This is a genomic window from Clostridia bacterium, assembly GCA_035628995.1.
Taxonomy (GTDB): domain Bacteria; phylum Bacillota; class Clostridia; order Lutisporales; family Lutisporaceae; genus BRH-c25.
In genome coordinates, this window is sequence record DASPIR010000023.1 from 152,150 (window position 1) to 175,558 (window position 23,409).

A 23,409-nucleotide genomic window follows, 5' to 3' on the forward strand; every position below is an offset into this window, starting at 1 on the left:
TTTTTGTATTTTTTTATTCTTTTTTTAGGATAATAAAAACAGTGGAGGTGTGGGAATGAGGCTGCAAGGCAGAATTAAAGCAGGTGCAAAAACAAAGGAACTTGTGAATTTCTTGCATCCAGGGGATATTGCTGTTATCCGACATGATGATATTGATGAGTTGGCTGCTCTGGCCCTCGCGTATACCGGTGCAAAAGGAGTAATAAATACAGGAGAGAGCATGACTGGCAGATTTCCGTCAATAGGTGCAAGGATACTATTGCAGAACAATATGAGAGTAATTGATGTAAGGATGCCACTGGAACGGTTCAAGGACAATGACATGATTACAGTCTTGGATGAGGATATAATTGTCAGGAACTATATTTTTAAGAACGTCTGCACAGTAGTCAACTGGGATTATATCAGCAAGAGGCAGTTTGCATCAAAGGATAATGAGAGTAATGAAATATTGAAGTTCATTGATAATACAATAAACCATGCAGCATCTGAAATGGATAAGCTGGTGCGTTTTACTGAGTATCCTGAGTTAAATACAAGGCTTAAAGATCGACATGTAGTAGTGGCTGTCAGAAATAGCAGCACTACTGATGAAATAAATGCCTTGAAAAGCTATATAGAAAAGTACAACCCCATTTTTATCGGAGTGGATGGCGGAGCAGACTTGATTATAAACTGCGGATATATGCCGGACATATTGATAGGCGATATGGACAGCGTATCTGATATTGGAATTTATAAAAGCAAAGAAATCATACTCCATGCATATGAAGATGGGTATTGCCCGTGCCTGAGCAGAATCGCAGCAATGAATCTGCCTTATAAAATACTTGCGATGAGAGGAACCAGTGAAGATGCAGCCTTAATGCTGGCATATAATAAGAACGCTGAGCTGATAGTAATGACAGGCGGACACAGCTGCATGCATGACTTCGTATGTAAGGGAAGGTCTGGAATGGCAAGTACATTCATAGTAAGGACTCTTATAGGCAGCAAGCTCGTAGACTGCAAAGGACTTGCAATAATAGCAGACTCAGAAAGTGAAAGGAAGGATCCCCGGTGGGCGAAAATGTAAGTGTGATTATGCCTGCATATAATGAGCAGTCCCGTATATTGAAGACCTTGGCAAGTTTGAATGGAATAGATAGTATAAAAGAAATTATTGTGGTTGATGATGGTTCCACTGATTCTACATATCAGCTCTTACAGTCGTTGGAAGGCATCACACTTTTACATATTAAGTACAATAAAGGTAAGGGAAACGCGGTAAAATATGCTTTGGACTATGCAACCGGCAGCTTTGTGGCACTGTTGGATGCAGACCTGGGCGAGAGCGCGTCAGAGGTTAAGAAATTAATTGCACGTATAAAGCCGGGAGAAAAGTCAATAATTATTGGAAGGCTGCCATCGAACAAAAGGGCAGGGGGCTTTGGAATAGTCAGAAAAGTATCTGACAGTGGTTTTTGCGCTTTAACTTCCAGAAGGGTGGATTCGCTTCTAAGCGGACAACGAATACTCCCGCTGGATTTTTTAAGGAGCATTGATCTTCCTGATGGCTTTGGGCTTGAGTTCAAAATAACTCTTGAAGGAGTGAGAAAAGGTTTTGAACTTATTGAAGTTCCTGTTGATATGAGACATAGGGAGACTGGCAGGGATATAAAAGGTTTTCTGCATAGGGGAAAACAGTGTCTTGATATACTGAATCTGATAAAAAGTGAGATGAAGAGATAGTTTTGCTTGTAGGAGAAGAATGATGTACATTTACATTTTAGTTGTTGTAGCAGTCGCTGTGATATTATCACAATTTCTACTGCATAATATTATAAAAATGCTTGGCAATACTGACAAGAAAATATGCAGTTCTGTAAACTACAGGGGAAAGGCAATACCTGCTATAGGGGGTATTGCTTTTGTACCTATTCTTCTGGTGACAATTTTAATTTTGCTGCTGCAGAGCTCGGAAGCTTCTGAAAGTTACTTGAGTTATTTGGCGCTTGTATTAAGCATGGGTTTCGCCGGCGTTGTTGACGATCTCGTTGGAGATACAAAGACAAAAGGTCTCATTAATCATATTAAAATCACGTTGCGTGGAAAAATGACAACCGGATTTCTTAAAGCACTTACCGCCGTTCTTATTTCTTGTATTGTAAGCCTCGGAATGACTGATTCATATATTGAATTCATTGTAAATGTATTAATCATTTCATTATTTGCAAATACTTTGAATCTTTTTGATTTGAGACCGGGAAGAGCGGTGAAGGTTTTTCTTGCTGCATCCTTTGTACTTTTGACAGCCTCCATAGGGAGACTGATTGAGGCGATGCCGATAATAGTACTCAACCTATCAGCGTGGCTCTATATTCGTTATGATTTGAAGGAAGTATGCATGCTTGGAGATACTGGTGCAAATATTCTTGGGATAACCTTAGGCTATTACAGCACATTGATGCTGGGCCTCAATGCCAAGATAGTGATTCTAACATTGCTTGTGATTTTGAATGTTATGTCGGAGAAGCTTTCAATTACTGAGATTATTAGCAGAAGCAGATTGCTTTCTTATCTGGACAATATTGGAAGGGGGCAAACTGGGAGCAGATGATAAGCATAATAAAAGCGAAGGTAAAGGAAGTTGTATATAGGGACAGCAGTGTTGCCAAAATTAGGATACAAGCCGAGGGAGGGTTATTTGACTGCATAAATTATAATCAGCTGACAGGTGAAATTGAGATAAATGATGATGTTCTACTGAACACAACTTCAGAAGAGCTTGAACTTGGCTCAGGGGGTTATCATTTTGTCCTGGCAAATCTGAGCAGGGAGAAACTGAAAAATATTGGAGAAGGGCATATTATGAAGCTCAGATACACTCCGATGCAAATAAACTGTCTAGCTGCAGAAGCTCAGGAAAGTCCATATCATGAGGTTTTCAACAGCTTTGAATCTCTGGAAGACACACCTGTAATAGTAGGCACACTTCACAGTATGGTGGCTCCCATAGCAATAGCGCTGAAAGGCTTTGCGAAGAAGGAAAGGATAGTTTATATAATGACTGACGGAGGGGCTTTGCCTATCTGGATGAGTGAGACGGTGAAGAGCCTTAGTAAAAATTCAGTATTGAAGGGGACAGTCACATATGGAAATGCCTTTGGTGGGGATATAGAATGTATAAATGTATATTCAGCTTTGATTGCAGCAAAAGAAATACTTAAGGCTGATGCTGTTATTGTATGTATGGGACCGGGGATTGCCGGCACAGACACCAGATATGGCTTCAGTGGGATAGAACAAAGTCAAATAATAGATGCAGTAAACAATTTAAAAGGCAAAGCAATAGCAGTGCCAAGGGTTTCCTTCGCAGACAGCAGAAGCAGGCACTATGGATTAAGTCATCATACTATAATGACTTTAGGCAGGCTGTGCTGCACTCGTGCTTTTATAGCACTGCCTGAGCTTTCAGAAACAAAGGCTGGCTTGATAAAAGATCAATTAGCGGACAGCGGAATTCTATCCAGGCATGAAATAAGCTATTGGCCGTGGGAAGAGGTGGAAAAGCTTTTGGAGAAGGATGAATCCTTACTTAATAAGATGGGTAAAGGTTTCAGCGAGGATAAGGAGTATTTTATTACCTGTGGTCTTTCTGCAATGTTAGTACTCTAATTTAACTTTTGCCTGTATAATTGGATATATTCCCTCAAAGTAATTTGCTTGTTTTCTATAGCAGACAGCTGCGCAATCAACTCATTGAATTTCCCTGCAAAGTGAAAGCCATTCCCATATACATATTTAATCATTTAAATACCTTCCTTTAATAATTTGAATTACAATGCTAAAATATTATATGTACAAGTCTGCATTATATTCCAATATTATAGCGAGCGACATTGAAAGGAGACGAGTCAATTGAGCAAAGAAAAGACATTAACAAGAAAGAATATTTTTAATGGCAGAATTATAAAGCTTGATGTTCATGAGGTTATGCTAGAGAATCAAAGGACCGCCGAGAGGGAAGTGATTACGCACCAAGGGGGTGTAGGAGTAATACCAATAACCGATGCTGATGAAATAGTGTTTGTGAAGCAATTCAGGAAGCCTTTTGAATGCGAAACCTTGGAAATACCTGCCGGAAAGAAGGAGAAGAATGAAGAACCTCAATCCTGCGCAGAAAGGGAGCTTAAGGAAGAGACAGGCATAACTGCAAGACATATAACCTTTCTTACTGATATATATCCATCACCGGGTTATACGGATGAAATTGTTTATATATATAAAGCTGAAGGCTTGACCTATGGTGATATGTCCACTGATGAAGACGAGTTCATCCAGGTGTTCAAGTATCCAATAGAAGAAGCTGTGTTAATGGTAAAAAGTGGGCAAATAAAAGACGCAAAGACAATAATTGCTATTATGATGGTTGCAAATGAAATGCTCATCCAGAATCATGGACAAATAAGGAAATAATATCATAATATACTCCTTTGAAGCATATTATCAAGATAGAGAAATAGTGCGCAAGCTGCGTGCAATCTATTGACAAAAGCTGAGAGGGGGTATTTTTTTGCTGGATAGCCTAAATGCTTCGATAAAAAGACACCTTGCTGATAATATTTGGATATACTTGATAGTCATATTTGTATTTATACTTGGAATCAGTCTGGGTGCATTGGCCGTTAATAATATTGACGAGGTATCCAAGAGCGATGCAAAGATATATATTGAGGGCTTCTTAGATTTGACTTCCCAAAATGAACTTCAATCTGCATATATACTAAAGCAGTCTATAAAGTTCAACCTTTATTTCACTTCAATATTGTTTTTTTCAGGCATGGTATATCTTGGTATACTTTTCATTCCAATACTTGTTGCATTCAGAGGATTTTGCATTGGGTTTTCCGTAGCTTTTCTCACGGAAAATCTTGGACGAAATGGATTCCTTCTGTCATTAGGCTCGGTGCTGCCTCAAAACCTCATATATGTGCCTGTGATAATTGTCATGGGGGTTATAGGTATGAATTACTCTCTTTGGGCTTTGCGGAATAAGTATTTCAAAAAGTTTGGGGCGATGAACAATCTTTTCGCTACTTATGCATTTTCTACACTAGTGCTTTTCATAGTGCTGATAGCAGGCTGTATTGTAGAATCGTACATAACGTCCCTTATAATTAGAGCAATTACTTCATATATAGTTTAGAATTTTAGTTGTGCGGGGGGCAGGCTATGCATATAAACGATAACAGAAGATTCTTTCTCACTTTTATAAAGATCTTTATTGTACTATTGACAATACTTGTAATACTACCTTACATTGTGGACCTAGTTATGGATTTGTTTAGTGGTGGTATGGCGCCCGGAAATAATTCCATTATAGTGTATAAGGAATTGGTTGAAAATCAAGCCGTAATTGGCAGATTCTTCAGTATATTAAAAAAAATAATAATCTTTATGTAAAATTTTCAAAAATTGGAGGATTTTCAATAAGAATGTTGAATATGTTAGTGATTATAGTAATAAAGGGGATATGTTCTTATGAATTATATAGAATTGTTTTTGAGTTATCTCATTGAGAATAAGGAATTGACGGCAAATACGCTGGAATCCTATAAAAGAGATATCAGGCAATTCGAAACTTACCTTAGAGGACACTCACTTTCTCTGGAGAAGGTTACAAAGACAATAATCATTACATATTTAATAGCATTGCAGAAGACAGGAAAGGCGACATCAACTATTTCCAGAAATCTTGCTTCAATAAGATGCTTTTATCAGTTTATGGTGAATGCAAGACATATAGAAACAGATCCGTCAGCAAATCTTGAATCTCCGAAGGTAGAAAAAAAGCTTCCCTCAGTGCTTACAAAGAAAGAAGTAGAGATTCTACTAGAGCAGCCAATGCCCACAGATGCTAAAGGAGCAAGAGACAAAGCTATGCTTGAGCTGCTTTATGCAACAGGGATAAGGGTTACGGAGCTTATATCCTTGGATATAAACGACATAGACCTTGGTGCAGGCTTGATAGTTTGCAAGAGCAGTGAAGTGAAGTCCAGGTCCATACCCCTTGGTAATATAGCGATGAAGTTTATTAAAATATATCTGAATGACTTCAGAAGGAAGCTTTGTACAAATGAGGAATGCACTTTTCTGTTTGTCAATTTCCATGGTCAGAAAATGACACGTCAGGGCTTCTGGAAGATAATTAAATTCTATACAGCTAAGGCTAAGATAAATAAGGTAATAACTCCCCACACACTAAGGCACTCATTCGCTGTGCATCTCATTGAAAATGGTGCAGACCTTCAGGCAATACAAGAGATGCTTGGACATTCAGACATATCTACAACTCAAATATATAGCAAGATAAATAAAAATAAGATAAAAGAAGTTTATAGCAAGACTCATCCAAGGGCTTAATAAGCCCTTTTTAAAATTTATGGGGTTAATTAAAGTATAAAATAGGGGCGAACACTGTTCGCCCGTACATTTCTTAAATATGAAAATGGGTATAATACTCAATTAGAGATATATTAATAATATATAGGTTTTAACTGTGAGTAAAAGTGAAGATTCAGGAGGGTAAGATGATAGACAGAGTCATACTTTTAGTAATGGACAGCGTCGGGGTCGGAGAGCTTCCAGATGCCAATCTCTATGGAGATACCGGCAGCAACACCCTGGGTAATATAGCTGGGAAAATAAAAGGCTTTAGACTGAAAAACCTTGAGGCATTGGGTTTAGGAAATATAGATCCTGGCATGGGCTTGAAAAGCTCAGAGCAGCCAAAGGGTTGCTATGGCAAAGCTGCGGAGATATCACCTGGTAAAGACACTACTACAGGCCATTGGGAAATTGCGGGAGTTACCTTGGATATTGCTTTTCCAACCTTTCCAAAGGGCTTTCCTCAAGACCTGGTTGAAGCCTTTGAAAAGGAAATTGGTATAAAGTCTATTGGAAATGAAGTAGCTTCAGGGACAGAAATCATTGCAAGACTTGGTGATAAGCATGTGGAAACAGGCTGTCCTATAATATACACTTCTGCGGACAGTGTGTTCCAGATTGCTGCCCACGAGGAGGTAATACCCCTTCCAAAGCTGTATGAAATGTGCGAGAAAGCCAGAATATTGCTTAAGGGTGAGTATTCTGTAGGAAGAGTCATTGCAAGGCCTTTTCTTGGAATCAGCGGAAGCTATAAGCGAACCTCCAACAGAAGAGACTTTTCCTTAAAGCCAATAAAAAAGACTATGCTTGATGTTATTAAGGAAAAGGGTCTGAATGTTATGGCTGTTGGCAAAATAGAGGATATATTTGCAGGAGTCGGTGTTACCGAAGCAGAACATACCAGGAACAACATGGAAGGTATGGATAAGACTCTGGAGTATATGGCTGCAGATAAAAAGGGCTTGATATTCACTAACCTTGTAGATTTTGATATGCTTTACGGCCATAGAAATGACGTAGAAGGATATGCAGAGGCTCTGAGGGAGTTTGATGGCAGATTGGCAGAAATCATCGATACTATGAAGGACTCGGACGTGTTGATTATAACGGCAGATCATGGCTGCGACCCAACAACGGTCAGCACAGACCATTCAAGGGAGCATATCCCGATGCTGGTATATGGGAAACACGTTAAAAGTGGCGTCAATTTAGGCACAAGGAAGGGTTTTTGTGATATAGGAGCTACAGTTCTTGATTTGTTGGGACTTCCTATAGAAATTGAAGGCAAATCCTTTAAAAAAGAAATCTATTTTGAGTAGATAGGAGAGCGCAATATGAAAAAAGATTTGATAGCGAGAATTAATGAAGCAAGGGATTATATAATCCATAAGGTGGGATTTGCACCGGAAATCGCACTTATACTCGGCTCGGGACTAGGGGACATGGCTGAAGAGGTCGAGGACAAGATAACAATTGACTACAAGGATATACCAAACTTTCCTGTTTCTACAGTGCAAGGACACAAAGGAAGGCTGGTATTCGGCACTATGAGAGGCCGAAAGGTAGCCTTTATGCAAGGGCGCTTTCACTATTATGAAGGCTATAAGATGGAGGATGTGGTTTTTCCTGTTTGGGTTTTCAAGGCCTTGGGTGTAGAAAAACTTATTGTCACCAATGCAGCAGGAGGCGTGAATACAAGCTTTAAACCAGGTGATCTTATGATTATAAGAGACCATATAAATTATACCAATAATAATCCTTTAATAGGGCCGAACATTGAAGCCTTCGGGCCCAGGTTCCCAGACATGTCGGAGGCTTATTCAAAGGAATTGGCAGACGTGGTAAGAGCAAGTGCTGCAGAAAATAAGATTAAGCTGCAGGAAGGTACTTACGTGTTTCTTACAGGACCAAGCTACGAGACTCCGGCTGAAATAAGAGCCTGCAGGATACTTGGGGCGGACGCTGTGGGAATGTCAACAGTTCCTGAAGTAGTTGCTGCAAATCACAGTGGAATGAAGGTTGCCGGAATATCCTGCATTACCAATATGGCGGCAGGAATATTGGATCAACCATTGAATCATAAAGAAGTTATGGAAACAGCAGATAGAGTTAAGGAAAACTTCTCAAAGTTAATAAAAAGTATAATAGAGAAAATATGAAATTAAATATTCGGGGGTAACGCAAATGGACTTAAGGGCAAGAATAGAAGCAGCAGCAGAATATATAAAAGAAAAGTCTGGCTTCAAGCCGGAAATAGGTATAATACTCGGCACAGGCCTGGGATCCTTGGGAGATTATATAGAAAAGGTATCAGTAATTGACTATGCAGAAATACCTGAATTCCCTGTATCTACAGTGTTTGGACATGCGGGAAAGCTGATACTCGGTTACTTGGAAGGAAAGAAAGTAGTGGCAATGCAGGGAAGGTTCCATTATTACGAGGGCTATACCATGCAAGAAATAACAATACCTGTCAGGGTTATGAAACAGTTGGGAATTAAGCTATTAGTGGCAAGTAATGCATGTGGAGGCTTGAATCCAAGCTTCAAAGCCGGAGATATAATGATAATAACAGATCATTTGAATTTTATGGGAACAAATCCTCTGATAGGCCCTAATCTCGAAGAATTCGGAACACGTTTTCCTGATATGTCTGAGGTATATGACAGGAGCATGGTTGAAGGTCTTGAAAGGGTTGCAGCTTCACAAGGCATCAAAATACACAAAGGGGTTTACGGGGCTGTAAGTGGTCCCAACTACAGCACAAAAGCGGAGTTAGGCATGATGATAAAGCTTGGATCCGACACGGTAGGAATGTCTACAGTACCTGAAGCAATCGTCGCAAGACATTGCGGACTCAAAGTAGTAGGAATATCCTGTGTTACTGATATGGCAATTCCAGATACAATGACGGCTCCTACCCATGAAGAAATTGTGAAGGTAGCAGAATCAGTCAAACCAAGATTTGTATCCCTTGTGAAGCAATTTGTTAAAGAGGTGTAGCTGCAATGAGAATGTATGATATCATAAACAAGAAAAGAAATGGCGAGGAGCTGGAGAAGGAAGAAATACAATTCTTCATTAAAGGGTATACAGACGGATCGATACCTGATTATCAGGCATCAGCACTTCTCATGGCCATTTATTTTCGAGGAATGAATAAAAGGGAAACTGCCGATCTTACTATGGCAATGGTAAATTCGGGAGCTACCATGGATCTTTCAGCAATTTCAGGAATTAAGGTTGATAAACATAGTACCGGAGGAGTAGGTGACAAGACAACACTGGTCCTCGGACCAATGGTTGCTTCGGCTGGAGTTACAGTTGCAAAAATGTCGGGAAGAGGCTTGGGGCATACAGGAGGCACGCTGGATAAGCTGGAGTCTATTGAAGGCTTTAAGGTACAGCTGTCTATGGAAGAATTCGTAGATACTGTAAACAGAATAAAGCTTGCAGTCTGCGGTCAAACCGGGGATGTAGTGCCGGCTGATAAAAAGCTTTATGCATTGAGGGATGTGACAGGTACCGTAGACAATATCTCCCTTATTGCAGGGAGCATCATGAGCAAAAAAATTGCTGCGGGAGCAGATTCTATTGTTCTTGACGTAAAAACAGGCAGCGGCGCTTTTATGAAAAGCATTGAGGATTCTTTTGATTTGGCTAAGGAAATGGTAGATATAGGTGTGAACCTCAATAAAAATGTAATAGCTTTAGTGACGGAAATGAATGAACCCTTGGGTTACGCTGTAGGAAATGCCTTAGAAGTTAAGGAAGCAATTGCTACACTTAAGGGAAATGGTCCCGAAGACCTCTTAGAGCTTTGCATAGAGCTTGGAGCAGTAATGCTGCTGCTTGGAAAGAAAGCAGAAAGCTTGGAAGTAGCGAAAAAAATACTTTTAGAAAATATAAAGTCAGGAGCTGCTTTGAAAAAGCTTGAAGAAATGGTAGCTGCACAGCATGGCAACCCCGAGCAAATAAGAAAGCCAGAGCTTCTGCCGAAAGCTGTGCATATCATAGAAGTCAAATCCACTACTGATGGGTATGTGCAGAGTATTGATGCTGAAGGTATTGGAATTGCTGCACTTATATTAGGTGCAGGAAGAGAGACCAAGGAGTCAGAAATTGACCATGCAGTAGGTATAGTACTTGGTAAGAAAGTAGGAGAGCATGTTGCTGTGGGCGAAACCATAGCCAATATCCACGTCAATGATCTATCAAAGGTGAAGGAATGTACTATAAAGCTGCTGGAGGCATACAGCTTCACAGAGAAAAAGCCTGAGCCGCGGCCATTGATTTTCGGAATGGTGGATAAAAACGGAATCAAAAAGTATGTTTAATTAATAGCCGCATCGGTTAACTATAATAACCGATGCGGTTTTGAACTTTTTTGGAATTGCATAACACAACCTCCTGCAGGGAAATATAATATCAATTAAACTAGCAGGAGGATTGTTATGTATAATTTAGCGAAATTAAATAAATTATCCAAGAAGTTGATATGTTTCTTAACTATTTTTACAGTTGCCTCTTTTGGAATAATAATTCCAGTATACGCTGAGGACGATATGAATCTGAACTGTAAATCAGCGGTACTTATGGACTATGGCACGGGTAAAATAATATATGAACAGAACCCCCATGAAAAGCTTGCCCCTGCAAGTGTCACTAAAGTGATGACAATGCTCTTAACTATTGAAGCATTGGACACTGGAAAGATAACCTATGAAGACAAAGTAACTATTAGCGACCAGGCCTCAAGCAAAAACAATAAAGGTACAATGCTTCTCTTGGAAACCGGTGAAGTCAGAACAGTAAAAGAGCTTCTGTACGGAATAGCCGTTGAATCTGCCAATGATGCCTGCATAGCAATGGCTGAGTATATATCAGGCAGCGAAGAGGAATTTGTAAAGCTTATGAATAAAAGAGCTAAAGAGTTGGGTGGAACCGATACGAACTTTGTAAATCCCAATGGACTGCCGGCAGAGGGCCATGTTACTTCAGCACATGACTTGGCTTTAATATCAAAAGAGCTAATCAAGCATGACAATATTTTCGAGTTTATATCCAAGTATATGATTACCGTTTATGTAGGAAAGAACAATGATGTTAAAAGAGAATTGGTAAATAAGAATAAAATGATTAGATTTTATCAGGATGTAGACGGCATAAAGACAGGCTGGACAGAAGATGCAGGCTATTGCATATCAGTTACGGCGAAAAGGAACAATCTAAGACTTATCAGTGTAGTAATGGGTGCTCCAAAGGTGGAGATAAGGAACAAGGAAGCCAGAAAGCTTATAGACTATGGCTTTGCAAACTTCAATAGCTTCATGGTTGCTAAGAAGGGCGACAAAATGCAGGAAGTTAAAGTATCAAAGGGCAACAGCCTGAGAGTGAATGCAGTAACAGACTGTGATGTATCTGTATTGTTGAATAAAGGTGAAGAGAAGAACATCAAGAAACTTATAGAGCTGCCCGAAGTGCTGAATGCTCCGATTAGGAAGGGCGATAAGATAGGAGAGCTTGTTATTAGTATAAATGATGCCGAGGTTGGACGCTATAATCTGGTATGTGATGCAGAAGTAAGAAAATCCTCCTTTATTAACAACCTTAGGAATTCATTTATTTATTGGTTCGGAAGCTCGAAGAAATAAACCGTATAAAGTCAAAAACTCTCTTTGCAATTATGTACTGGAGAGTTTTTAATTTATAAGACATAATAAATTTGAATTTTCAAAGAGTTTGGTATGAATGAAACCAGCTTAAGGGGTTTAAGATAACTTAAACCCCTTTGTCTTGTGTAATTGCTATAAATATATTAGAATATAGTAGAAAATATATTTATGCACAAAATATAATACGACTATAAATCTTTATTTAAGAAGCTAGTATACATAGAATATATTATGTCACTTTATAGGGGAGAAGCTTAATGGATTTACTTAATAAATTTCTATACTATCTAAATTTGAATTTTGGCATATCATTACTACTATATAGTTTACCAGGTATAATACTTGCATTTACAATACATGAATATTCCCATGCTCTAGCAGCCTATATGATGGGTGACAAGACAGCCAAGCAATATGGCAGGCTGACGCTTAACCCTATAGCACATATAGACCCGCTGGGCTTTTTATGTCTTATTGTAACCAGGCAGTTCGGGTGGGCTAAGCCGGTGCCTGTTAATGACTTGAACTTCAGGGATAGAAAAAAGGGGATGCTTCTAGTATCCTTGGCAGGTCCGGCATCCAATTTTTTTGCTGCATTATTCATTGCAATAGTATATGCTATGTTTTATGACAGCTTCGGGAAAGCAATGGTGAGTATTCTTCAGTTTGCATACATTATAAACCGTAGTATTGGAGTATTCAATTTGATTCCGATACCACCCCTTGATGGTTCAAAAATACTTGATGTGTTTCTGACGAATAAGCAGAAGTTCTTTATGAGAAGGTATGCAATATACTCCAATATAATTATAATTATGCTTGTTTTTTCAGGCATCATCGGTAAAATACTTGGACCGGTAATTGGAGCTTTGGATTGGTTTATAAATATTATTGTAGGACTATTTATTTAAAATTCACCTTTAGGAGGTAAAAAATATGACTAGACAAAGAATTATGAGTGGTATGAGACCTACGGGCAATCTTCATCTGGGCAATTATTTCGGGGCTCTTGAGAATTGGATAAGGTTGCAGAACGATTACGAATGCTTTTTTTCCATTGTTGACTGGCACGCCTTAACTACAGGCTATGAGGATACCAGTGAAATCAAAGGTAATGTGATGGAAATGGCTATAGATTGGTTGAGCGCGGGTTTGGACCCTGAAAAGTGTACGATTTTTCTACAGTCAAATGTAAAGGAAATTGCTGAGCTCCATTTACTTCTTTCAATGACTGTTCCTCTTTCGTGGCTTGAAAGATGTCCTACCTACAAGGATCAGCTGGTGCAGCTTAAGGAAAAGAATATTACAACCTACGGCTTTTTGGGGTATCCTAATCTCCAAGCTGCGGACATACTTGTGCATAAAGCCAGTGTTGTACCGGTTGGAGAAGACCAGCTTCCTCATCTGGAGCTGAGCCGTGAAATTGCAAGAAGATTTAATTATATATATGGAGATACCTTCCCAGAGCCTCAGGCAAAAATGAACCAGATTAAACAGCTGCCCGGTCTGGATGGAAGGAAAATGAGCAAAAGCTATAACAATACCATAGCATTGTCAGATTCTCCTGATATTATTAGAGAGAAAGTAATGCAGATGATAACCGATCCGGAAAAAATCAAGAAGAACGATCCGGGACATCCTGATATATGTTCAGTATATGCTTTTCATAAAGTGTTTTCGGAGAAAACTCATGAGGAAACCTATGGTATATGCAAGACTGGCGGCTTAGGCTGCGTGCAGTGCAAGAGGGGTTTGGCAGAAAATATAGTGGAATATATGGCTCCAATGTATGAAAGAAGACAGAAACTATTAAATGACAAAGAAAGCATAGTGGAGATATTAAGGGCAGGAACACGACATGCAAGGGAAGTGGCTAAGGTCACTCTTGCAGAAGTTAGAGAAAAGATGAAATTGATGGAATTGGAGTAATGGCATGGCTATAAGTGTCAAGCTGCAAGCCTTTGAAGGGCCTCTGGACCTTTTGCTGCATTTAATTGAAAAAGCTGAAGTAGATATTTATGATATACCGATAGCTGAAATTACAGACCAATATCTTGAATATATAAGTATGATAGAGATACATGATTTGGAGGTCTCCAGCGAATTTATCGTAATGGCGGCAACACTGCTTGAGATTAAGTCAAAAATGCTGCTTCCAAAGCCTAAGAAGGAAGTTGATGGCGAAGAGTCTGTCGATCCAAGAGAAGAGCTTATTCGAAAACTTATTGAATATAAGAAATACAAAGAAATATCATTGGAACTGAAGGACAAGCTGGGCTTGTATGAAAAAGTTTTTTATAAGGCTCCGGAGCCTATAGAAGACTACATTAATGATGTGACCTCTATTACAAATGTTTCGCTGGACATGCTGTATATAAGCTTTAAGAACATATTACTTAAAAATGTTTCGAAAAAGAGCAGCAGCTTCAGGGAAATCTACAGAGAGGTTGTTACTGTTGATGATAAGATTAGGCTCATAAACAAGCTGCTGGCGAGCAAGCCGTCATTTTATTTTGATGACTTGTTCCTGAGCTGCGGCAACAGATATGAAATAATAGTCACTTTTTTGGCTATTCTCGAGCTGATAAAGAGAAGAAGCCTGATTATAGAGCAAGAAAAGAACTTTGCAAGAATACTAATAAAGAGAAGGGCAAAAGACATATGAAGGGATGGATTTTATTATGGATATAAAGGAAATAAAGTCGATTGTAGAAGGTCTTTTGTTTGTAGCCGGAGAAGCTGTACCCATAAAGGATATTTGCAGCGTCATCAATATTGATGAGCAAACTCTCCGGAGAATTGTCAATCAGATGATGGACAGCTTTGTTGAAGAAAACAGAGGAATTCAGATTATCGAGGTCAACAACTGCTATCAGCTTTGCACAAGGCCTGAGCACTACGAATACATTGAAAGACTGGTGAAGCCTCAGACAAGGCAAGGTCTTTCCCAGGCATCTCTTGAGACTCTCGCTATAATTGCATATAAACAGCCAGTTACAAAAGCACAGGTTGATTATGTCAGAGGTGTAAAATCCGAAGGCTGTATATCAAGGCTAGTAGAGAAAGAGCTGATATTTGAAGCAGATAGAATGGATGGCCCCGGAAGACCTATATTGTACAGGACTACTGACAGCTTCCTCAAGCTTTTTGGATTGAAGTCTTTAAAGGAACTGCCTGTTCTAAAGGAGCTGACAGAGGAAGCAGGAGCATAGAAGTTTAAATAATAGATCTAATAATACATCTAAGGATGTATTATTTTTTTATTTTTGAGAAAAAATAGTAAAAGGATTTTGTGTTGGCAGCCCCGATGACTTTAGGGGGAGGGAATATAATGCTGAAAATAATATTTGTAATACTTATAATACTGACTCTTCTATATTTAATGCCGATAGTTGTAAGGATAGATGCGAGAAAGGATAATGAAAACGATAAAATAACCATTGGTTTGAGGACATTTTATGGTTTGCTAAAGCTAAATACAGATATACCCTTCCTCGAGATAATATTTAAAGATGGAAGACCAGGCTTGAAGTACAAAATTGAAGTTGCTAACAAGAAAAGAAGCAAGCTGCTGGCAAGGTTCACCAAGATCATGAACATGAGGGAAGGAGAGGGCGTATACAAAGCATACAAGAGGAATAAATCCACGATTTTTCCTGTATTAAAATACATCACAGGCAAGACGAAAGTAAGCAATTTCAACCTGAAACTAAGTTTCGGCGCCGGCGATGCAGCTGCAACAGGGATTTTATACGGAGTTGCCTGGATAGTCCTTGGCAATATTATGACTCTTACCAGATGCTATTTGAACGTTTACGAGCCAAAGATAGCGGTCATTCCAATATTTAGTCAGGTTCAGCTATCCATCGATTTTAGCTGTATAATTAGTCTAAAATTAGGTCATATTATAAATGCTGGAATTAGGGCATTGCCTGCATTGATATCCAGTTTGAGAGAATAAATAATAAATTAATATAAATCAAAGGATGTGTTTAGCTTGGAACAGCCTGTAGAAAGCTTAATGAGAACAACTATGGAAAACATCAAAAATATGATAGATGTCAATACCGTAGTAGGTGATGCAGTAGTAACAAAGGACGGCACTGTGATTGTGCCTGTATCCAAGGTGTCCTTCGCCTTTATAGCAGGTGGTGGACAGTATTCGGGTTCTTCCGACAAGGAAGAAGTGGAAGGAAGCAAATATCCATTTGCAGGAGGCAGCGGTGCTGGAGTTACAGTACAGCCGATAGGCTTTTTAGCCACAACAAACGGACAGCTTAAGGTGATACCGGTGAAGTACAGTAGTGCAATGGATAGAGTAGTTGATATGGTGCCAAACCTAATCAGTAATGTGGAAAATTATATGAGTAAGAGGAAAAATACTGAAGAAGAAAAAATAGAAATGTAGGAAGGAGTTAAACTCCTTCCTTTTTAGTATAAAAATTTGCTATAATATTCTTATAGATAATGTCGAAATACTATATATATACATTGCTTCGGGGGGGTGATTTAATGGAGCTAAAGAATGCAGTTGACTTGATATGGGAAAACAGAAAATATATTACTGATGACCCTAAGGAGGTTCTAAGCCATCTGAACGAAGAGGTGGCAGAGTCTTTGAAAGCCCTTTTAAAGGGTGAGGGCGACAGGGCGAAAAGAGAGTTGGAGGATGCACTTTCATGCTTATTCATAGCATTGAAGGTAATGGATGTTGATATAGAAGAAGCAATAGGACGACAGATCATTCAGATGAAGAAAAGAAATGACAAGCTGATGATATTTAAGAAGGATAAAGTAGAGATATATGTAGATGGAATACTAAAGGGTGGTTGGACAATCTGGGGAGAAGACGACCTGAAAGAAGCTCTGAAAATCGCTAAAGAATTCGGTTGCAAAATTGTAAACGAATAATTAACAAAATGCGAAAAGAATCCTTGTAAAGTCTTTTACGTGATATATTATATAAAAACCTCATTCTGTCAATAATACATTTAGAAACGCACTAAATATTGACGGAGTGATTGGATGAAAAGAAATGTTGCTTTAATTATGGCGTTAGTAATTGCTGTAGCATCAAATATGCTTGTAGTAACAGCAACGCAGGATACTAGTGCCCGTGCCGCAGTAATAATGGATGTGAATTCAGGCAGGATACTATATTCCAAAAACATGAATGAAAAGCTGGCGATGGCCAGCACTACAAAGATTATGACTTCTCTTGTTGCTATTGAGAGCGGTAAACTTGAAGAAATGGTAACAGTCAGCAAGAAAGCCTCGCATACTGAAGGTTCTTCCATATACTTGCGTGAAGGCGAAAGACACACTGTTCATGATTTGGTGTATGCAATAATGCTGCGATCCGGAAATGATGCAGCAGTGGCTGTAGCAGAGCATATTGGAGGTTCAGTTGAAGGCTTTGCAGATCTGATGAACCGTAAAGCACAGGAAATAGGAGCGGAAAACACCCAGTTCGCCAATCCTCATGGACTGGATGCAGCAGGTCATTATACCACGGCTCATGATCTTGCATTGATAACAGCTTATGCACTTCGAAATCCAGTTTTTGCAAATATCGTAAGCAGCAAGAAAAAGACTATAGAAGGCCCCCCCAACGAAAGCTGGGATAGGGTAATGATAAATAAAAACAAAATGTTGTGGCAGTTCGAGGGTGGGAACGGAGTAAAAACCGGCTATACCCAAAAAGCAGGCAGATGTTTGGTGTCATCAGCAACTAGGGATGGAATGCAGCTAGTTTGTGTTGTGTTGAACTGCGGACCAATGTGGAATGAATCTTCTGCTCTTCTGGAATATGGTTTTAAGAACTATTCAATTGAAAAGGTAGTTGATAAAAACAATTTTATAAAGGTAGTGGAAGTGAAGGCCGGCAAGGAAAAATTCGTTGCAGTTAAGCCAACTGAGGACTTTTCTATCCCTCTGGGGGCAGGAGAGAAGGAGAAAGTGAAATTATTAGCCAAGAGTCAGAAAACAGCGCAGGCACCTTTCAATAAAGGCGATGATGCAGGAAGGCTTGATGTTTATTTACATGACATACTACTAAAAACAATTAAGCTTGAATATACAGAAAGCGTGGAATCCAGCAGCCCTTTTTTCTACATGAAACGAATCTTAAGGGATTACTTTCTGGAAGAACACTAGAAAAAAGAGTCTTTTATGGCAAAATAAGTTCACTTTTAATGAGGAGCATTTATATCATATCGGGATGCATCAAGCTGAATATATCCCAAGGATTTTATCAATAGTGTAAGGGGTAAGGGGAAAATGACTGAAAGGCTGCAAAAAGTAATGGCTGAGTTTGGAGTAGCATCCAGACGAAAATGTGAAGACATGATTACTGCTGGAAAAGTGAAGGTTAATGGAAGCCTTATTACCGAACTGGGAACTAAGGTAGATAAAGAAAATGATATCATCGAGGTAGAAGGAAAAATAATTAAGTGCTCTGAAAGCAGGGTATATATTTTACTGAACAAGCCGGTAGGATACATTACCAGTGCGAAGGATCAATTTGGGAGGCCCACTGTCTTAGACCTTTTGAAAGGCATAAGCGTTAGGGTCTTTCCTATTGGTCGTCTGGACTACGATACTGAGGGACTTATCCTTCTCACAAATGATGGGGAACTTACATACAGGATAACCCATCCAAAACATAATATAGACAAGACCTACAGGGCTTTAATCAATGGAGAGGCAGGCATAAATGATATTGAGAGCTTTAAGCATGGAATAGCCATAGAAGATTATGTAACTTCACCTGCAACAATGGAAATAATAAGATATGTAAAAGGAAACAGTGTTGTGGATATTACTATTCATGAAGGAAAGAACAGGCAAGTAAGAAAAATGTGTTCTGCTATCGGACATGAGGTTATATGGTTAAAACGCATTAGAATAGGGAAAATAGAGTTAGGTGAACTAAAAACAGGAGAATGGCGCTGCCTGAATGATGAAGAAATAAAATACCTGAAAGCACTAGGTGTACAAAATGCTGCAGATTAGGAAAATAAGGCCAGAGGACATAGACTTCATTTTGGAGCTAACGAAAGACTTTGAATGCTCAAGAGTTAAGCTCCTGCCCAATATCGAAAACTTTCTGGTATGCGAAAATGATAATATCAAATGCGGCTGTGGCTGCTTGATTCCATTAGACAGCACAGGCTTAATTAGCTGGGTAACGGTAAAAGAAAGTTATAGACGGGAGAAGCTGGGCAGTGCAATAACTAAGGCTCTCCTTAATATTGCTGAGCTGAAGGGTATAAAAGAGGTATATGCAGCAGGAATATGCGGAGATTTTCTGACTGCAATGGGTTTTGTAAAGTATGAAAGCAAGGCGGCAAGTGAGGATATGAGAGAAATACTCGGAGATATAGATGGAGACTGCTATAAGGTGACACTGGAAGGGTATTTTAAGCCTTGTTCACACAAATAGCTGCAGTACTATAATTTCTAAATAATGGCTATGTTTTTATATTAAAATATGATATATATAGAATAAATGCATCGAATTAGAATATTAATACTTTGCTGAGTTATTATGGGAGGATGAATATGTATGGCTAAGATAAGAATTACTGAAACTGTATTGAGAGATGGTCATCAGTCCCTTATCGCTACAAGAATGAAGACAGATGAAATGCTTCCTGTTCTTGAGCTTATGGATAAAGTGGGCTATCATTCATTAGAAATGTGGGGGGGAGCTACCTTTGACTCATGTCTTAGGTTCCTTGATGAAGACCCCTGGGAAAGACTTCGCGTGATAAAGTCAAAGCTTAAAAACACAAAGCTGCAGATGCTCCTCAGAGGGCAGAACATTCTTGGCTACAAAAATTACGCCGATGATGTTGTAGAAGAATTCGTCAGACTATCTATAAAAAACGGAATAGATATAATCAGGATATTTGACGCCCTGAATGATTTGAGAAATATTGAGACAGCGGTAAAGGCCACTAAGAAGTATGGTGGACATGCTCAAGGTACAGTAGTTTATACTATAAGCCCAATACATAATATAGAGCTTTATGTAGAGCAGGCAAAGAAGGTACAAGAGATGGGCTGCGACTCACTATGCATAAAAGATATGTCAGGGATACTCACTCCATATTACGGATATGAGCTTATAAAAGCGTTAAAGAAGCATATTAACATACCGATACAGCTTCACACCCACTTTACAAGCGGTATGACCGATATGACATATTTAAAGGCTATAGAAGCAGGCGTTGATATCATTGACACAGCCATGTCTCCATTCGGCCTTGGGACTTCACAGCCACCAACAGAGCCTATGGTTGCTACACTAAAGGGTACAGAATATGATACAGGTCTTGATCTGGAATTGCTTTGTGAAATAGCAGACCATTTCAAAGTCATCAAAGAGAAATATATAGCTAATGGAATTTTGAATCCCAATGTATTTAATGTAGACACTAACGTACTCTCTTACCAAGTGCCGGGTGGAATGCTGTCCAACCTTATGTCACAGCTGAAACAGGCAAATGCTATGGATAAATATAATGAGGTGCTGAAGGAAGTACCTAGAGTCAGAGAAGACTTAGGCTTCCCTCCTCTGGTGACACCCTCCAGCCAGTTTGTAGGGACCCAGGCAGTTTTCAATGTAATATCGGGCAGCAGATATAAGATGATACCTAATGAGATAAAGGAATATGTAAAAGGTAAATATGGAAAACCAAGTGTTCCCATTTCCGAGGAAATAAAGAAGACCATCATAGGGGACGAAGAGGTTATAACCTGCAGGCCGGCAGACTTGATAGAGCCACAGCTTGAAGCGGTTAAGCAGGAAATGAAGGAGTACTACGAACAGGAAGAGGATGTATTGAGCTATGCACTGTTCCCACCGGTAGCACTTAAGTTTTTCAAGGACCGACAGGCAAAGAAATACGCTATAGACAGCAATTTGGTTGACAAAGTCGATAAGACATATCCAGTATAGATAAAACAAAGCAGCCATGTTATAGAATACATTCTATAACATGGCTGTTATTATAATGCATAAAGCGGTGTTTAATACTGAGATATGAAATCTCCGAATTTAGTTGAGAAGTACAAAAATCATTCGGTACATATGGTTGGAAGTAAAAAAGAATACTAAAATTTAGTACTCTTTTCTACTTTTTTATTCATATAACTAAGAATTATTTTGTGATTACCGGAGGTTTCCTTCCATTGTATCACCACGAATATCAATAATTTCCTTATACTTTTTTTCTCCGCTATACCACCTTGTTATTAGTGAAATAACAAGAATTGATAAAGTAAAAAAACTTCCCCAAATAATTACACTCATATTCTCTGCACTTAAAGGACGACTTATAAACAAATATAGGATATATAGAATACAGGGTATAATCGCAGGTAGAGCATAACGAAGAGTATAGGAAAGAAGGCCCCTTTTGTGGTTAGGCTTCCATTTAGATAAGAATTCTACATCGCTAGGCATAATTAACCTCCTTGAGATTCACAAATTTACCTAATTATATAGTACTCATAACGTAATCCTTTATTCAAGTTAAACTTATATTAAAATGGTAGAGTACTGTAGTAGTAATTAATTTTTTGACCTATGTAGTCAGTTCTTTCTAGATTTGAGTAACATTCAAAAACCTGTTTGACATAATATGGAAGTTCTGGATCGTCACTTGGCTGCCAATAGTATCGAATTTTGTAATAAACATTATGAGTTTCAGCACAGACTGATGTAGCGTAGATAGTACCTGCTAAGGCCGCAACTGTAGCAGCCGCCTGCCCAAGTAGTGATGCTATTGCCACACCTATTGCCGTCTTTGTCCACACTTGTACATGAAAACTAGATTGGTTATACATTTCTGTATTCTCTGTCCATGATGCTGCTAAGGATAAACTCGGTGCCGGGGCTTCTTTGTGAATAACTTTAATACCCCTCTCCTCTGCTTCTTTTGCTGTCATTACCGGAGGATTAAGTTCCTTTGTTAACCCAGAACTATCAGCTGCATACGCAAATATCGAAGTTAACAATGAGAATACTAGTACCATTGATATGAACGCATAGTACTTACCTCGTTTCATAAATGAAACCTCCTTTGTTTTTTGGTGTTAATCATTGACATGCCTCTGGTGTAATTTTATTTATGCTGTACAGCTACTATAATTATGCAATATTACCAATAAATGTCAATTGGCAGATAAAAATCAATTAGAGGAATGCAAAATGTGGATAATTCATATGGTATCATTTTACAGACTGTTGAAGAGTGATAAATATTCAATTAGTCATGAGAGACAATGAATATGTATTAGTGCGTTTTTGAAAAATTAGATTATTCTAATAGAACTTGATAATTACTTTGCCTTTGTGGCACGGATAGATATAATTACCAGAATGGATAATGGAAAAGGTAGATATACAAAGAGGAAAAGATTAAGATATGGTATTAATATTTCTATACAAATCAAGTCTGACGCATATAAGATGAAACCCAACTCGGGTCAACAATGCTTATGTACATATACATAATTAGTCCTGTTAGAGAAGAATTTTATTACCTTTACACCTGAGTTGTCAGGTATTTTCTTCCCACATCGCAGACAGACGAAATTACTTTTTAAAACCTTATCGTAATATGTCTCCACATCGATATTGCTATATTTATGCCAGCTTTTCCAGCCAGTCTTACAAAGCTTAATGCGATTGTCATAATCGGCATATACCCATTTCAACAATCTGTGAAAATGAAAGGGGTATTTGGTGTATGTGATGAAATCTCTTGGAAGACCAAGAGATATTGCATAGTTTTCGAAGGTTTTCTCGATTAGCGATTGAAGGGGCTCTTCAATTTTGGAATTGGAGAAGTTAAAGTCAGCCTGGGTTAGAAACTTTCTTGTATCTTCAAACATATAGCCCTGGCAAATCTGTATTTCTTCACTCTTTTTCACAGAGAGCTTTTTGAGAGCATTTTTTACAACTTCTGTTGTATAATATATATAAATTTTATTTTTAAAATTGGCTTCGTTGAACAAGTGAATCGGGATTATTTCGTAGTAGAATTCTCCAGTTTCCTTCCTCAATGCGCCAATGCAGGTGCCGCCAACAAGACTTCCGCTTCCTGCATCATCTATCTGTATCATTTTATCACCTGCACAACATGAACTAGCTCAATTTGAATCGCAGTAATGCGACTTATGTAGTATATGCATAAGAAATATTAATTAAACATTTTAGCTCGAGGCACGAGGCACGAGGCTCGTGGCAAAAAAAATATTATGGATACGAAGATTGAAGCATAATTAATATGAT

Annotated in this window: 27 protein-coding genes; 24 read left to right on the top strand and 3 right to left on the bottom strand. The window is 38.7% G+C overall.

Features of this window, described 5'->3' with window-relative positions; translation table 11 throughout:
- The first annotated feature begins 55 nt into the window (after nucleotides 1-55).
- Genes steA through VEB00_07500 form a run of 4 tightly spaced genes read left to right on the top strand, consistent with a single transcriptional unit; the run spans nucleotide 56 to nucleotide 3,657 of the window.
- The gene (gene steA, locus VEB00_07485; protein ID HYF82855.1) at nucleotides 56-1,075 is read left to right on the top strand and encodes a putative cytokinetic ring protein SteA; all 1,020 of its coding nucleotides are present in this window, start codon (nucleotides 56-58) and stop codon (nucleotides 1,073-1,075) included.
- Nucleotides 1,060-1,731, top strand: coding sequence for a glycosyltransferase family 2 protein (locus tag VEB00_07490; GenBank protein ID HYF82856.1), 672 nt, complete (start codon nucleotides 1,060-1,062; stop codon nucleotides 1,729-1,731). Before steA ends, VEB00_07490 begins: the two co-directional genes overlap by 16 nt.
- A gap of 22 nt (nucleotides 1,732-1,753) precedes the next feature.
- Entirely contained in the window at nucleotides 1,754-2,599 is an 846-nt protein-coding gene (locus VEB00_07495) for a UDP-N-acetylmuramyl pentapeptide phosphotransferase (protein HYF82857.1), read from the top strand.
- On the top strand, nucleotides 2,596-3,657 hold the full coding sequence (locus VEB00_07500) for a DUF3866 family protein (protein ID HYF82858.1): 1,062 nt from the start codon (nucleotides 2,596-2,598) through the stop codon (nucleotides 3,655-3,657). Before VEB00_07495 ends, VEB00_07500 begins: the two co-directional genes overlap by 4 nt.
- On the opposite strand, the gene VEB00_07505 is transcribed toward VEB00_07500, so the two are convergent.
- Nucleotides 3,654-3,791 (bottom strand): hypothetical protein, encoded by a 138-nt coding sequence (locus VEB00_07505; protein HYF82859.1) that lies wholly within the window; start codon nucleotides 3,789-3,791, stop codon nucleotides 3,654-3,656. The two genes, VEB00_07500 and VEB00_07505, sit on opposite strands and share 4 nt — an antisense overlap.
- A 109-nt stretch (nucleotides 3,792-3,900) precedes the next feature.
- Between VEB00_07505 and VEB00_07510 the strand changes: the two genes are divergently transcribed.
- From VEB00_07510 to VEB00_07605, 20 genes are all read left to right on the top strand, one after another.
- Entirely contained in the window at nucleotides 3,901-4,458 is a 558-nt protein-coding gene (locus VEB00_07510) for an NUDIX hydrolase (protein ID HYF82860.1), read from the top strand.
- Between the two features lie 97 nt (nucleotides 4,459-4,555).
- Nucleotides 4,556-5,188 (top strand): stage II sporulation protein M, encoded by a 633-nt coding sequence (spoIIM, locus tag VEB00_07515; protein ID HYF82861.1) that lies wholly within the window; start codon nucleotides 4,556-4,558, stop codon nucleotides 5,186-5,188.
- Nucleotides 5,189-5,214: 26 nt separating this feature from the next.
- Nucleotides 5,215-5,445, top strand: a complete 231-nt coding sequence (locus VEB00_07520) for a hypothetical protein (GenBank protein HYF82862.1) — start codon at nucleotides 5,215-5,217, stop codon at nucleotides 5,443-5,445.
- 78 nt (nucleotides 5,446-5,523) lie between these two features.
- Nucleotides 5,524-6,405, top strand: a complete 882-nt coding sequence (xerD, locus tag VEB00_07525) for a site-specific tyrosine recombinase XerD (GenBank protein ID HYF82863.1) — start codon at nucleotides 5,524-5,526, stop codon at nucleotides 6,403-6,405.
- A gap of 170 nt (nucleotides 6,406-6,575) precedes the next feature.
- Nucleotides 6,576-7,748, top strand: coding sequence for a phosphopentomutase (locus VEB00_07530; protein ID HYF82864.1), 1,173 nt, complete (start codon nucleotides 6,576-6,578; stop codon nucleotides 7,746-7,748).
- 15 nt (nucleotides 7,749-7,763) lie between these two features.
- Nucleotides 7,764-8,588 carry a purine-nucleoside phosphorylase gene (locus VEB00_07535; GenBank protein ID HYF82865.1) on the top strand — a complete coding sequence of 275 codons (825 nt, stop codon included), beginning with the start codon at nucleotides 7,764-7,766 and terminating at the stop codon, nucleotides 8,586-8,588.
- A 25-nt stretch (nucleotides 8,589-8,613) separates the two neighbouring features.
- Complete coding sequence (locus tag VEB00_07540; GenBank protein HYF82866.1) at nucleotides 8,614-9,432, top strand: purine-nucleoside phosphorylase; 819 nt, start codon at nucleotides 8,614-8,616, stop codon at nucleotides 9,430-9,432.
- A 5-nt stretch (nucleotides 9,433-9,437) separates the two neighbouring features.
- Nucleotides 9,438-10,766 (top strand): pyrimidine-nucleoside phosphorylase, encoded by a 1,329-nt coding sequence (locus VEB00_07545; protein ID HYF82867.1) that lies wholly within the window; start codon nucleotides 9,438-9,440, stop codon nucleotides 10,764-10,766.
- 117 nt (nucleotides 10,767-10,883) lie between these two features.
- The gene (locus tag VEB00_07550; GenBank protein ID HYF82868.1) at nucleotides 10,884-12,083 is read left to right on the top strand and encodes a D-alanyl-D-alanine carboxypeptidase family protein; all 1,200 of its coding nucleotides are present in this window, start codon (nucleotides 10,884-10,886) and stop codon (nucleotides 12,081-12,083) included.
- A gap of 278 nt (nucleotides 12,084-12,361) precedes the next feature.
- The gene (locus tag VEB00_07555) at nucleotides 12,362-13,015 is read left to right on the top strand and encodes a site-2 protease family protein (GenBank protein ID HYF82869.1); all 654 of its coding nucleotides are present in this window, start codon (nucleotides 12,362-12,364) and stop codon (nucleotides 13,013-13,015) included.
- Between the two features lie 25 nt (nucleotides 13,016-13,040).
- Nucleotides 13,041-14,033 carry a tryptophan--tRNA ligase gene (trpS, locus tag VEB00_07560; GenBank protein HYF82870.1) on the top strand — a complete coding sequence of 331 codons (993 nt, stop codon included), beginning with the start codon at nucleotides 13,041-13,043 and terminating at the stop codon, nucleotides 14,031-14,033.
- 4 nt (nucleotides 14,034-14,037) lie between these two features.
- Nucleotides 14,038-14,769 carry a segregation/condensation protein A gene (locus VEB00_07565; protein ID HYF82871.1) on the top strand — a complete coding sequence of 244 codons (732 nt, stop codon included), beginning with the start codon at nucleotides 14,038-14,040 and terminating at the stop codon, nucleotides 14,767-14,769.
- A gap of 16 nt (nucleotides 14,770-14,785) precedes the next feature.
- A complete protein-coding gene (gene scpB / locus VEB00_07570) occupies nucleotides 14,786-15,316 on the top strand; it encodes an SMC-Scp complex subunit ScpB (protein HYF82872.1) in 531 nt (176 codons plus the stop codon).
- Between the two features lie 119 nt (nucleotides 15,317-15,435).
- The gene (locus VEB00_07575) at nucleotides 15,436-16,065 is read left to right on the top strand and encodes a DUF2953 domain-containing protein (protein HYF82873.1); all 630 of its coding nucleotides are present in this window, start codon (nucleotides 15,436-15,438) and stop codon (nucleotides 16,063-16,065) included.
- A 36-nt stretch (nucleotides 16,066-16,101) separates the two neighbouring features.
- Complete coding sequence (gene ytfJ / locus VEB00_07580; protein ID HYF82874.1) at nucleotides 16,102-16,512, top strand: GerW family sporulation protein; 411 nt, start codon at nucleotides 16,102-16,104, stop codon at nucleotides 16,510-16,512.
- A gap of 104 nt (nucleotides 16,513-16,616) precedes the next feature.
- Nucleotides 16,617-17,015, top strand: a complete 399-nt coding sequence (locus VEB00_07585; protein HYF82875.1) for a hypothetical protein — start codon at nucleotides 16,617-16,619, stop codon at nucleotides 17,013-17,015.
- 114 nt (nucleotides 17,016-17,129) lie between these two features.
- Nucleotides 17,130-18,260, top strand: a complete 1,131-nt coding sequence (locus VEB00_07590) for a D-alanyl-D-alanine carboxypeptidase family protein (protein ID HYF82876.1) — start codon at nucleotides 17,130-17,132, stop codon at nucleotides 18,258-18,260.
- Between the two features lie 123 nt (nucleotides 18,261-18,383).
- Nucleotides 18,384-19,118, top strand: coding sequence for a pseudouridine synthase (locus VEB00_07595; protein ID HYF82877.1), 735 nt, complete (start codon nucleotides 18,384-18,386; stop codon nucleotides 19,116-19,118).
- A complete protein-coding gene (locus VEB00_07600) occupies nucleotides 19,105-19,548 on the top strand; it encodes a GNAT family N-acetyltransferase (protein ID HYF82878.1) in 444 nt (147 codons plus the stop codon). The genes VEB00_07595 and VEB00_07600 overlap by 14 nt, the downstream gene beginning before the upstream one ends.
- 123 nt (nucleotides 19,549-19,671) lie before the next feature.
- Complete coding sequence (locus VEB00_07605; protein ID HYF82879.1) at nucleotides 19,672-21,069, top strand: oxaloacetate decarboxylase subunit alpha; 1,398 nt, start codon at nucleotides 19,672-19,674, stop codon at nucleotides 21,067-21,069.
- 587 nt (nucleotides 21,070-21,656) lie between these two features.
- On the opposite strand, the gene VEB00_07610 is transcribed toward VEB00_07605, so the two are convergent.
- Nucleotides 21,657-22,181, bottom strand: a complete 525-nt coding sequence (locus tag VEB00_07610) for a hypothetical protein (protein HYF82880.1) — start codon at nucleotides 22,179-22,181, stop codon at nucleotides 21,657-21,659.
- 420 nt (nucleotides 22,182-22,601) lie between these two features.
- Nucleotides 22,602-23,240: a hypothetical protein gene (locus tag VEB00_07615; protein HYF82881.1), complete on the bottom strand. Its 639-nt coding sequence runs from the start codon at nucleotides 23,238-23,240 to the stop codon at nucleotides 22,602-22,604.
- Between the last annotated feature and the right edge of the window lie 169 nt (nucleotides 23,241-23,409).